The organism is Pseudomonas sp. CM27 (genome assembly GCF_013179515.1).
Taxonomy (GTDB): Bacteria; Pseudomonadota; Gammaproteobacteria; order Pseudomonadales; family Pseudomonadaceae; genus Aquipseudomonas.
In genome coordinates this window covers 1-12,246 of record NZ_JABMCN010000182.1, presented here as the reverse complement: position 1 = coordinate 12,246, position 12,246 = coordinate 1, and the positions used below count along the sequence as shown (strand labels likewise).

Here is a 12,246-nt window from a genome sequence, read left to right as displayed (position 1 = left end):
AGCCAAGCGCCGCTGCGCGGTCAGCTCCTTTTCAGCCTTCAACGTGATCGAGATGCGGAGGTCGTTATCCAAATCCAGCTCATCGACCCTTGCTGAAACTTCGGCGTTGAACTCAGCTACGTGTTTACGCCCTTCTTCATAGCTGGAAAATGTTTGGGCTCTTGCGTGGCCGTTGTGCTCGACCCCGTAATGCATCCATTTGAGCTCTCCACTGGGATGAAGCCGCAGCGCACGGATTATCCAGTGACTCGTCTCGTACCAGCGAAACGGGAAGAGGGCCAGCAGTGGGTATTTGGCTCCTGGCAGCTCGCTGACTAGCATGGCGTTATTCTCCCAACATTCATGGTGTGTTCCTTCGCTATTTGAGCACTCAGGACTTGTAGGCCTTGAAGAGCTTGTCTGGGGCAAGGTAGACACTGCCCCGGGCGCGTGAAAAGGCAACATAGAGCTTGTTCCGGGTCTGTGCCACGGACTCATGTAGTGTGCCTTCTAAGTACTGCTTCCAGGCCTTGGCACCCAGTACAACGCAGACATCCTGGTAGTGATCCTGGCCTTTGCTTGCCCCCCAGTTCTGTGAATAGCAGTCGTACCTGTAGTGCTGTTCGTAGAACAGCTTCACCACGCTGTGATCGGCGTGCAGCTGATTCGCGAGATCTTGAGTTTCAACCCTCACGATCTCGCTTGCTCGATCCTCATGGGCGCCAATGTCGATCTGCAGATGAACGCGTATGAGCTCGCACACGGTGGTGCCGCATCGCCAGCTCTTGCTCAAGGTCTGCTTGTCGACCGTCAGCCCTGCGTCGCGGAATTTCTTTTCGTAGCGCCCTAGGTCGTCATGGAGGGTGCGATTCACCGAGCCGTCGCGACTGGTGTCGAACGTGTGCTGAAAGAAATCACCCACGAACAGCATGTCTGCCTGGGCGGACGAGACCTCCAGGAGGAGGTTGAAATCATGCCCGGCGAAGTCCTGCACCTCGTCAACGTAGACCGCATCGTAGAACCGCTCGATTCGCGCCTTCACAGCGGGGAGGAGCGCTTTGATCTCGATTAGCTTGGCCAGGCGGTTGTGGTACAGCCGCCCCTTGGAATCGCGGTACCGCCTCATTTCGTTGAGTGGCAGCTTTAGATCCGGGGGTCTTTTGAAGCTGAGGCCTCGCGTGGAGAATTGCCTCTGGCCAATAGGTCGGAAGCAAAAGGCATGCAGGAAACCGAAGTAGGTCATCAGGGTAATGTTCGGCGGTAGGACGCCGAATTTTTTGATGATGCTGGTGCGCAGATGGCTATAGTTGTTCTCCGTATAGGTGATGATCAACGCGCGTCGGTCTAGGCTGAGCTGGTTGATCAGGTGGGTGGTCTTGCCCGAGCCGGCAACCGCAAAGATCACTCTCTTATCCATGCGATTGCATCCTGGATGTATTGAGTGGTAACCAGATCGGGGGCCTTCTTCGTCAGCAGCTCGAACGCGGCATCAGCCTTGTTCTTCAGCATGTACTCTTGGACGGTCAGCTTCCTGCGACCTCCACCGAATAGCGCGTCGCAGATAGCCTGGTTGTCCTGATACAGGCCTATTTCGAATGTCGATCGTGCGTCATCAGGATCAGCAAATATCCGAGCCTGCTCATACAGGCAGTCTTCGTAGTTTTCGACGCAGTGCTGCTGGTGGCTCCCGTCGTTGTCCCGGATAGCCGCGACCTTGATCCCCAGCAGTTTCCCGAGCTCGAGGTAACGTTTGAAGCTGGTGCCGCCGATTGAAATGATGTGCACACCTTCAGATTGAGGTGTCTGGCCGTCCGTGACCTGCTTGTACATTTCTTCGATGAGAATGAATTCGGCATCTCCTTCGACGAGAATGACCTTCCGAGAGAGGGCGAACTCCAGCACGTTGTTATCCGGCGCTTTCATGAAGAAATTGGCGGTACCCTCGGACAGCGCTTTCAGACGGCCAGCCTTTTGGTCGCTGCCAAGCAGGAGAGCATGGCGCAGATCCAGCCTTGAACTGATGTGGCTGCTATGGGTGGCGATGAACAGCTGCGTGCCGGCAGTCTTGGCAAGCTGCTCAACCAGCTGCTTCATTTTTGTGTGGCTCAGGTGGTTTTCAGGTTCTTCCAGGAGGAGGGCGTTGAGTTCCTTGGCGTCATGTTTGCGTAGTGCGAACTCTGTCTTGATGAAGCACTGTTCGCCCTTACCGCGATTTTCTACCGGTATCCCGTCCTTGGTGATGATCAAGTCGGTTTCGAGGTTGGAGCGGACGCTGGTTCTGACGGCAAACTGATAATTTCCGAGCTTTGCATTGAGTGCGGCAAGCTCGTTGTCCCGGAACGCCTCCTTGCCGCGGCGGTACCGGTTCTCCAGACCGAAACGCTGAGGGGCATCAGCGTTGAAGCTGAACACGGTTCGCGTGTACTCGCGGGCAGCGTACTCACTGTCAATGCGTGAGCTGTCCAACATCAGGTGTTTGACCGGGCGACGGTAGCTCACGTGCGGCTCGCCTGCGAAGGTGGTGAACCTCACGGCGTAGTATTCGTAAGGGAAGTTGTCCGGATCTTCGCGCAGGAGCTCGACGATCGTAGGGCCATACTCCTCGAGCAGCGGTGAGATTCTCATCTGGATGCCATCAGTCATGACACCGGCTTGGTTCTGGGTGCCATACAGGCCTGGGGCATCACCTTCCTCCAGCGCGACGTCAACAATCACTTCGGGAAGATGGTCGAGCGTACGCGGGCCCTTCAAGAAGGTGCGTACGGCAGATTGCGACAGAAGAGACTCGTAGCCGATGGTTTCTACCCGGCTGCGGCTTGCACTCAACGCGAGATCCAGGGCAAGAAGAACGCTGCTTTTACCCGTCTCGTTGTCGCCGATCAGTACGTTCACATCCGGGGCAAAGTCCAGGGTCAGAGCCTCGAATTTCTTGAAGTTATGAAGCGTCACTTTCTTGATGGCAGGCATTGCGAGTTACCCTCGGATCGATCCGGTTAAAGGTGGTCAGTACCAGTGCACTTCACGCCTTGGCAGCCTGGCGATTGGCTTCACTCTGACGGCGCATTTCCATGATGGGGTGATCACCTGCGATTACGGCGCCTAGGTGCATGGGGCTCGGCAGCTTGAGATGGCCATCCCACATCGGCGCATTGCGACATAGCAGTGCGACCTGCTCGACCAAGGTGGTTGGATTAGAGAACGCGCCGGCATCGAGGACAGTGAGTTCGGTGACACCCAGTTGCTGCCAAGGTGTCTGCAGCCATTCATCATCGACTTGGTAGCGGGTGTTATGACGCTGTGCCTCGGCTTTGCTGTAGATCTTCGACGGAGAGACGAAGTAGTAAACGCTGGGGCTGCGTTGTGATTGGAACAGGCCGATTTTTTGCCCGATGAACCTCGGCTCATCAGGGTGATCAGAGTGGTTGCCCGACATCTGTGCAATGTCATCGCCGACCCGGATGCGTACCACAGCGGCCCCTTGGGGCATGGGAGGAAGCCCGACATCGGGGCTGTCCTTCAGGCCTTTGTAGAAGGTGCGTAGGTCACTGTCCAAACAGACGAGCAGTGGTGTGTCGACGTCCTCAGTCGGCACAAGCATTGCCCACGCAATGAGCTTGCTGATCGCGTCGGGATTGACCAACGACTGCGTGGCATGGATCGCGGCTACGCCTTCCGTGTATTCGTACCATTTGCCACGCTGTAGATTGCCGGCCACAAACCAGTACACCTCGCATTTCTGACTACCCACCACCGTCCTGGTAATGACGGGGAGGTAGATCATGTTTCCGGGCCCAGTAATCCGATCCAGCCAGATCGACAGCACAGTGGTGCCGGCCTGCATTGACTTGGCTTTGATGAATGAAGCGGGGAAGAATCCGCTCAAGCGCAAGGTCTCGGTCACGGTGTTGAGTGCTTTGAAATCACGAGGAGGTTTCTTGGGTTTTTTGCCGTCTTCGGTTGGTTGTGGAGCGACGGCCTTAGCATCCGATTTTTTGGTAGGCCTTGGTACTTCGTGCATGATGAATTGAGTGACAATTCCATTCTCGGCCAGAACGCGTCGCAAGAAATGCTTGGGGTCTTGTTCAGGTGACTTGCCCGCTGCAGCCAAGCTCGTTTCTACAATCAGTACCGATGTGTTGAGCTTACGTACCTCTGGCACCACTACCTGTTTCACCCAGGCATCAAGCTCTTGAGTTGTGGCTTCGCCATGCAGCATGTGTCGCGCACTTTCCACCTCAACGCGAGTAAGGTTGATTTCAGGCGGGGCGATTTTTTTGAAGAAGGGCATGGCTTGAGCCAGCGTTTCACGCGCTTTTGTCAGCCTGAGCAACGTCTCGGAATGCCCGGCCAGCACGCCAACTCGAATTCCGGTTGTCGCCTCCGGAGTGATCGCAGCTTTTGCCTTACTGAGACCCGACACAACCTTTCGGGCGAGGAGTGGTTGAACGCCTTCAACACTGCGTCGCAGGTGGAAGCAGGCCTGATCAAGGAAGAGGGGGCCAGGCCCTGAGCCTATGGCCGGATTTTGAGGTGGAGTGCTGAAGATCGGACGTACGCGGCCATCCGGGGGAATGTCTCCCTCGGTCAAATCCGGCAGTGGTTGAACGCCCATGAACCCAAGAAGCTTATTGGTAGGGAAGTCGTAAAACGCGCGCCACCCGGTGTCCGTCATTTTGCTGTGCACACCTGCATGCACGATGATCTGCCCAGTGTGTACCCAGGCGTGCTTTTTCTTGCCGATCCAGTTGGGCATGATCTGACTGAGCTTTACACGCAACTGGATAAAGGGCTCGTTGCAGTCACGGAGCAGTTTCAGGCCGGGTGTTATCACGTGAAGCGCACTGGCAGTGCGCTCAACCTCTGGGATGATCGGATCGTCCCAGGCCACCAGCGAGCCGTCTGAGGCCTGCTGCAGGGAAATCTGTTTGGGGATTGGGTCAGGACTGCCGTTCTGAGTCGTCTGCAGGGGCGTTGCGCACATGGCTTTGCCAACGAGCCAAGGGACAAGGTGGTAAGCAAGCGGGGAAATGTTGTCATCTGCGATGAGGTCTTCTGTTCGAAGTGGAACCAGATCAGTAACAGTAAGCTTGGTTTCCAGCCCCTCTACCTGCTGCCCCCAGATGCGCATGACCTCCAGCGACCACAAGTACAGCACCTGATTGATCGTCTCGACGGGCAGGTGATTGAGCATCAGGATTGCGGATAGCCCTTTATCCCAGTTAATCGACCAGTTTACCTTCACCGGCCCACCTGACACTGCGGCGAGCATTTCCTCAAGGGCATTGGTAGGTAAGCCAGGATGGTGTTTCTTGGCCAGATTTTGCAGCACTTGCCAGGCAGCCAGGTAGGTATCACTGATTTGGACGCGGTAAGCATGCCCGAGCCTTTTAGGGTCAAAACTGAAAAGGCTGGTGCGCAGATCGAGGGTCTTCATCGAACTTCCTTTGCTGATTGATCAATGTACTTCGTGATGGCTGTGGCAATGCCGTTGTGGTGCAGGGAAAACTGATTCCAGTTGCCTTCTTCCTTGAGCCATTTGACGCTGTCGGAAAGTAGCTTCGCCCAGGGTGTACGCCCACGCGTGAACGCTGCGTCTGCGAAGAAGCACGTCACTGGGGTACCGCCGCGTCGTCCCCGACCGATGAGCTGAGTCAGCGTTACCAGAATGTTCATCACGGTGTAGTGGCGGATGTTTGGGGGCTGTTGACTGAAGGCGGGTGGTGCGCCGCGAATGCTGTCGAGCAGCTTGTTGGAGATCACTCGCTCCGTGTGAAGGATGTGCCGAAGGCTGGGCTGGGGCTGCATGCGGTTCCACGTTTCGTAGCTGATATGCGCCAGGTTGTTTTCTGGGCTGTCGGAGGCGGGCAGAGGGCGTACACAGAGCACCACCCCGCCGATCGCAGACAACCCGTCCTTGTTGACGATATTGTGGCCACGGGCCATGGGCTGAAGGGCGCTGACCAAGATGGTCTTGTTTCGATGGATGCCGTCAATGAACTGCGCGAGGTCGTCGTATACCAGGGCGTGTTCGCTATTGAGCAGCGTGGGTTTGTACTCACTGGAGCGACCGCGTACCCAGCCAACAGTTGGTGTTGGGCACAGGTCTGCGAGTGTGATTGCCAAGAGTTCAGCATCGGCATCGCTGCTGGCTACCAGTAGTAGGCGCGCTCGGTCTTGCGTTGCCGGATCCTTGGCCAGGGAGTGCAGACGTCTCTCAAGCCAAGGCCAAAGCTCCAGTGCAAGTTGGCGAATGCGCTCCTTGCGTTCGAAATAGGGCGCACCTGAGACGACGGTGGTCAGCCCGATATTCTCGAATGTCACCTGACCTTTTGCGTCTGGTACGTCGATGAAGTCTCGGGCCTTCAGGTCGAAGGCACTGGCTCCAGGGAAGTAGGCAGTTGCAGAGAAACCCATGAACATCCGTCGTACTCCAGCAAAACCCAGCGCAGCGAGCTCAGGTAGAGCCAGCAAGGTGCCGTGAGGGTCACCGCGCATGGCGACTACGTTTAGGGTCGATTGTTCTTCACTGGTTTGTTTTCGTTTGAATCCAAATACTGTCCGATGGAGCGGGCCGATCGGGCTGAAAGAGAGGGGTTCACGCCCCTTGAGTTTGCTATGAACCTCTTGGGCGTAAGGGACTTCGGCATTGGCGAACGAGGGCAGTTCGATCTGCAGGTTTCTCAGTGCAATCTCGATGTAATCCAACACACCGCGCAGGATCAGGGATGCTTTCAGCCGTTGATGATCCTTGGGATTGAGCTTTTCCTTGAGGTGGTGGCCGTCGGACAACGCTACGAGCAGGCTGCCCAGTTCAGCTGCCATGCTTTCTGGTCTGCTGGCAGGATCGTTGGTTCTCCAGTAAACGAGGTTCTCCCGTAACGCCATCAGGTGCTTAGGAACACTGGCATTGCCGCTGCGATACAGGGCTTCGAGCGTTTCAGCGCTGATGTCGAGCTTCGCCTTGATGTAGCCGTCATCCGCTTGTGCCCACGTCGTTTCCTTCTTCGGCCACTCAAAGTATCGACGTTGCTGGAGGTTCATCAGCTGGTCGACGCTCACACAGCAGTAGGTGAGCGCCCAGATGATGCGAAGGATGCTGCTGTTATCGATGCCGGGGATTCTAGAGCGATTGGAGACCAAGGTGCGGAAGAGCTGCATCAGCGGGCTGTCTTCACCGATGTTGCCTAGCTGTAAGCTCAAGGCGCTGTTGTCGATGGCTGTCTTCAGTAGCCCGTCAATTTCATCCACGAGAAAAATGGGGGCCGTGCGCAGCAGAATTTCGATGAGGCTGCGAGGGCCGGGTAACTTGTCTGAATCTTCAAACGGGATGCGAGAGGTGCCGGACAACAGGGCGTGATGGTTGATGACGATGATGTCGGCTTCAAGCGCTCGAGCCATCATTTTCGTCTGACCACAGGTAAACAGAAATGGACAGTGGCTGATGCGCTTGGTCGTTTCTTGGCTGTTGGGTTTGGATGTCACAACCTGGAGCTTGAAGCAGGGTTCAGAGCCTGCAGGCATTTCTTCTTGGTCGGTTGAGAACGCGTTCAGCAGGCACGCGTAATCGTAAGGGTGATCCTCGCTGCGATTTTTGAAGTGTAAGGCTGCTCGCGTGGGAATTTTTGATGCCGAATGCAGAGGGGCGATTTTTAAGCCTGGCGCCACCACTGAGGCAGCTTCACGCATGATCCTCACGGTGTTTTCCAGCTCGACGTAACCCGGCACGGCAATGACTACTTTATGACCACGGCTGGCAGCGTCCACTCCCATGAGCGACATCACCACCGTTTTGCCTGTGCCCGTCGCTGCATTGACGCGGAAGAAGCTGCCCGCATCTGCCGATCGCTTACCAGCATTGCCCCAGATGTTGTCGAGCGAGGCGCAGTGCTGAGTGTGAGGGGTTGCTGCGGCATCCAGGCGCTTGGCGATGGAGCGAAGCGTGGTGTAGTCCCATTCAACTTCTGGTAGGCAGTCGACGTCAGGTATCGTGAGGTACTCGGCGCCTTTGGGTAGGCAACTTCTTTCCTCGGCTGGAATCGTGAAGGTTCGAGTGCGTTCGGCGGTGATGTACTTGAACGCGACGCTTCCTGATTCTGGGATCTTGGCGGTGGACGGTGGCTGATGCCACCCCTTCAGGGCATCGAGGTACTCCTGAATAACCTGATCTACGTTGAGGACTGTCCTGACCTGGTACTGATCCTTTTCGCTCAGTGCAGTGCCAGGTGAGTCCAGGTCGACTAGTTCAAACGGGCTGTGCTCGTGCGCCAATACACCTTCGGCAATTTCAATGAATCGAGCGGGTTGTGCCAATTCCGGTGGTCTCAGCCGCAGTGCTCTGGCGATGGTGATCTGCTGCTCCAGCGCAAGATGGTTCCACGTGCTCCACTTGTGTGTCCTTCCCGCTATCAACGCCGCGGCATCGGCCAGGCTGACTTGGCCTTCAACATGCCGAGCCGCCAGAGCCATGAACAGTGTTGCTGCAATGTCAGAAAGGGTGCGCACGTTTAGTCAGTTCCTTGATGCATTGGCTTTGAGTGAACACCTGAAGGCCTGGAGGGCACACACTCTGTAGCCAACCAACATGGGCTTGTTGATAGTCAGGAATCACAATCCAGCGAAGCGTAGACGCGCGAACGCTTTCCAGGTGGTGCCCCAGGGCACGAGGAGAAATCCAAACTTTGGCGTCGATGTCCAGATCCATACCGCCGTGCTTCACGCGTAAATCAGATCGGTCAACGTTGGGCCACAAGGTGACCTCTACACCATGCTGCAGCAGTTGTTCCGCCAGCTGCAGCTCTAGAAGGCCAGGTAGCAATGTGAATTTCCAGAGGGCGCCCTTGAGCATATAGCGTGTGCCAGCAACCTCGCCCTTCAGTTCTCTATTGGTCACCAGGTTGATCAGCCTTCGGTTATCCCACCGATACAGGCTGTGTTTGTCTCTGCACCAAGCTGAATCACATTGAACCTCGAGGCGCTGAGGGTTCATTGGCCAGCCGCATTCGGGGCATCGATAAAGGTGGCCATCCGCGATCAGGTGTTCGGGGATGGGATCGTAGAACTCATTGAGTGTTCTGCTCAGAGGGATAAAGACAACAGCCGCCTTTACTGACTCGATGACTGGATTTTCGATCAAGAAGCGGCGAAAGCGACGGTACAGTCCATCACCATCAGACCGGATGCGACAGAGGTCTCTTACCTCCTTTACGATCGACTGGATGTCTTCCCAGAGTTGTTGGCTCTCCAGCTCGAGCAGCATCTCGCTGCATGTCTGGGTGGGAATGCCGGAGGCAAGGAGTGGGCCGGTGTAGTCCAACCGGACAGATTCTGGTAGCCAATCTTCCAGAGGCAGGGCGAAGCGGTGCTCGAGCTCCAGGGCCGAGAGAAGCCCTTCTCCAGGAGTAATTCGCCACAGCCGCGCCTGGGCTTCACGAAGTAGCAGTAAGGCTGCTTCTCGATCCGTCTGGGTCAACGATGCCGCGGTCGACAGCAGCCTCAACAGGTACTGGGGTAAAGGATCATCCATGACAAGGCCTCCTGTGCTCGAACGGCGATGCCTTCTCTGGAAGGGCCGCCAGCTCTGTAAGGCTAGCAATGTGCCACCGAAGAGTTCAATGCCCACAGGAACTGTTGTGTGATGCGCAATGCCTAGCTGAGAAGGCGAGGCTTGCCTAGTCCTGTATTTGAATTGTCTGGGTGGGGGAATAGGGCGCACAAACCTGAATCAGCACAGTCACTTGCTGTGCTTATTCAGGTCAGGATGCTCTTTATGCAGAGCGCTCAACAAGCTCCATGATCGCCTGGCCAACCTCCTGAGTCGACCGGGTACCGCCCATGTCGCGCGTGGTATTGCCCTGAGCGATGACCGTCTCGATTGCTTTGAGAATGTCATCGTGAGCAGCCTGGTAGCGAGCGTCCTCGTCACGCTTGCCCAGGAACTCAAGCATCAGGGCGCCCGACCAGATCATGGCGATCGGGTTGGCGATGTTCTTGCCAAAGATATCCGGCGCCGAACCATGTACGGGCTCGAACAACGATGGGAAGCTGCGCTCCGGGTTGAGGTTGGCTGACGGTGCGATACCAATGGTGCCGGCGCAGGCGGGGCCCAGGTCGGACAGGATGTCGCCGAACAGGTTGGAGGCCACCACTACATCGAAGCGTTCTGGCTGCAAGACGAAGCGAGCGCAGAGGATATCGATGTGTTGCTTGTCCCAACTGATTTCCGGGTACTGAGAAGCCATGGCAGCGGTGCGCTCGTCCCAGTATCCCCGGCGTCTGGATTGCGCCCCAGATACCGACTGTAAGGGTCAAGCACGTTGGCGCAGTCCTCGACAATGACCTGCAGCTTGTTACGCGTTCCCGAGGTTGCCGCAACATCGGGAAGATCACCTATGGCCACTGCCGGAATGCTCTATCCGGCGGAAGCAGGGCGATAGGCAATTTTCAGCTTGGTCTTGTTCTGAGGGAGCACAATGCCGTTGGGGTAGCGTTTTGCGAATTCGTTTTTGAAGAGCGCTGCGAATTGCTCAGGACACCGGGTCACAGGTGTGCGCCTGGAGATATTGGGCTCTGCGAGCGCCCAGGCCAATGCCCAGCTCGGGTTAAGCGGATACTTGTCCACGGCCATCTGACCCAGCGCAACGCGCAGGGACATAGGCAGCTCATACCCATCTGCGGCACTGGCGGCGGGCTCATTCACGTAGCTCAGAGGTTGAACAGAACCTGCGTCGATATGGGCCAGGAAGCGGGTAGCGTAGCCGCGGAAAGAATTGTTGTCGCCGTAGAGACCAAGCAAGCGCTCGACCTCGGCCTTGATGGCTGGGATCTCGGCTTTGGCCTGAGGGTCAGTCGGTGCGTCGATCAGTGCGCGGCGTTCAAGCCCGTAGAAAAACAGAAATACATACCCTGCATCGGCAGGCTGGCGGCGACCTCCTGCCAACCATTGCAGATACGCTCGCCGCGCCTCGGGTGTGATGCTCCGGTAGCTTGGCCAGTAGGGCATCTGTCGCTCGGTGAGGTTCATCGGTGAGCGCGCGATTCGAAGGGTGGCATCGATCAGGGACGGTTCAGATTGGCCGAATTGCGTCGCCCGCTCGGTGATGTAGAGCAGTCCACCTGGGATGGCCAGACCAGCCACGTTGATGGACTCACCTTCAGCAAGCCAACGAACCCCCGTTGGCTTAGCACTGGGCTTTGGGATGGCGTAGCTCTGACTATCGCTTGACGAACCGACCTGGACGGTATGGAAGTCTCGCTCGCGGGTACTGGTGCTGAACTGAACGGTTACAGTGGGGGAGGCTGCTTGTCGAGAGGACGCAGCGATCTCGGCGGCAATATCATCTTCAGGAACGTAGGGCTTTGCCTGGGTAGCGCGTCTGATGGCCCATACCAATACGCCTATGCCCAGGATAACCCCGAGGGCGATCCAGACCTGTTTTGGAATCTGTGCCAAGAGGGCAACGACGAACAACAAGGCGTACAGAGCAATCGGCCCGCCGCCGCTCCCTTTGCGCTTCCGTGGCATATAAGTGTTCCGTACTTTAGGTAATGGCTAAATGACATTCTTACGGATTTTTCGGGGCCGGCCAAGCTGATTAGACGAAGGGAGCGCTCAGGAAAATGAGTGAGATGGGATTGCCAGCGAGGATGATCTATTGAACTCGTCCACCAGCACGCTTGAGGCCAGCCGCCTGTGTCCCGCTGTCGAGTGCTTAATCTCAGAAATTGGTGCTGATGAGACCGTGATCGAGTGCGGTATATGCGAGCTCCGATAGCACGGGACTAATCGTTGATGGCAGTGATTATCACTGATAAGGATTTTGTAAATAGTGATTTTCACCGTATTTTGATTTTTTCCTACATGCACCCTTGAAAATTTTTTTGCGCGACGGAGTTCTTATATTTGAGAGCAAAAAACTTTATAAGGTGTCAGCCTCACCGGTGACGCAGAGGTCAAAACGCGGTGTCACGACCTTGCTTTTGGCTGTTGATCTGAGGTGCTTTCACAGCCTGGCTTGCCTTGCCGACCAGGCAAGGCGAGGGCTGTTAGGGGGATCGGTACTACGGCCGTTAGGCCGCTGCTTTTGCTTTTGATTACAAAGAAACGTCCTTCCAGCATTTTTTTTGATGGGCAGGGTGCACCTCGTTATGTACCAACGTCGGACAACCACCCCCCGGTTGGCTGAGCTCACCTAGCTCGTTCGCCTGTCGACTGGTGACCTGGATGTCGGGCGATAGGTCAATGTGCTCTATTGGCGGCCTGCAAGGCCT

6 protein-coding genes and 2 pseudogenes are annotated in these 12,246 nt (G+C 56.3%); all 8 read right to left on the bottom strand.

Going from position 1 to position 12,246, the window contains the following annotated elements; translation table 11 throughout:
- Positions 1-321 (bottom strand): annotated as a pseudogene (locus tag HP547_RS20570) (hypothetical protein); the annotation flags it as partial.
- Between the two features lie 49 nt (positions 322-370).
- Positions 371-1,396, bottom strand: a complete 1,026-nt coding sequence (locus HP547_RS20565) for an AAA family ATPase (protein ID WP_172287291.1) — start codon at positions 1,394-1,396, stop codon at positions 371-373.
- Complete coding sequence (locus HP547_RS20560) at positions 1,381-2,946, bottom strand: ATP-dependent endonuclease (protein ID WP_172287290.1); 1,566 nt, start codon at positions 2,944-2,946, stop codon at positions 1,381-1,383. The genes HP547_RS20565 and HP547_RS20560 overlap by 16 nt, the downstream gene beginning before the upstream one ends.
- Positions 2,947-2,998: 52 nt before the next feature.
- Positions 2,999-5,413, bottom strand: a complete 2,415-nt coding sequence (locus tag HP547_RS20555) for an RNaseH domain-containing protein (protein WP_172287289.1) — start codon at positions 5,411-5,413, stop codon at positions 2,999-3,001.
- Positions 5,410-8,481 (bottom strand): hypothetical protein, encoded by a 3,072-nt coding sequence (locus tag HP547_RS20550; RefSeq protein WP_172287288.1) that lies wholly within the window; start codon positions 8,479-8,481, stop codon positions 5,410-5,412. Before HP547_RS20550 ends, HP547_RS20555 begins: the two co-directional genes overlap by 4 nt.
- On the bottom strand, positions 8,465-9,502 hold the full coding sequence (locus tag HP547_RS20545) for a hypothetical protein (protein WP_172287287.1): 1,038 nt from the start codon (positions 9,500-9,502) through the stop codon (positions 8,465-8,467). The genes HP547_RS20550 and HP547_RS20545 overlap by 17 nt, the downstream gene beginning before the upstream one ends.
- 241 nt (positions 9,503-9,743) lie before the next feature.
- A pseudogene (locus tag HP547_RS20540) lies at positions 9,744-10,241 on the bottom strand (isocitrate/isopropylmalate family dehydrogenase); the annotation flags it as partial.
- Between the two features lie 146 nt (positions 10,242-10,387).
- Positions 10,388-11,500 (bottom strand): TerB N-terminal domain-containing protein, encoded by a 1,113-nt coding sequence (locus HP547_RS20535; RefSeq protein ID WP_256676390.1) that lies wholly within the window; start codon positions 11,498-11,500, stop codon positions 10,388-10,390.
- Between the last annotated feature and the right edge of the window lie 746 nt (positions 11,501-12,246).

Coding starts and splice junctions, on each gene's coding strand:
- HP547_RS20565 (WP_172287291.1), bottom strand. CDS start 1,396: ATGGATAAGAGAGTGATCTTTGCGGTTGCCGGCTCGGGCAAGACCACC.
- HP547_RS20560 (WP_172287290.1), bottom strand. CDS start 2,946: ATGCCTGCCATCAAGAAAGTGACGCTTCATAACTTCAAGAAATTCGAG.
- HP547_RS20555 (WP_172287289.1), bottom strand. CDS start 5,413: ATGAAGACCCTCGATCTGCGCACCAGCCTTTTCAGTTTTGACCCTAAA.
- HP547_RS20545 (WP_172287287.1), bottom strand. CDS start 9,502: ATGGATGATCCTTTACCCCAGTACCTGTTGAGGCTGCTGTCGACCGCG.
- HP547_RS20535 (WP_256676390.1), bottom strand. CDS start 11,500: ATGCCACGGAAGCGCAAAGGGAGCGGCGGCGGGCCGATTGCTCTGTAC.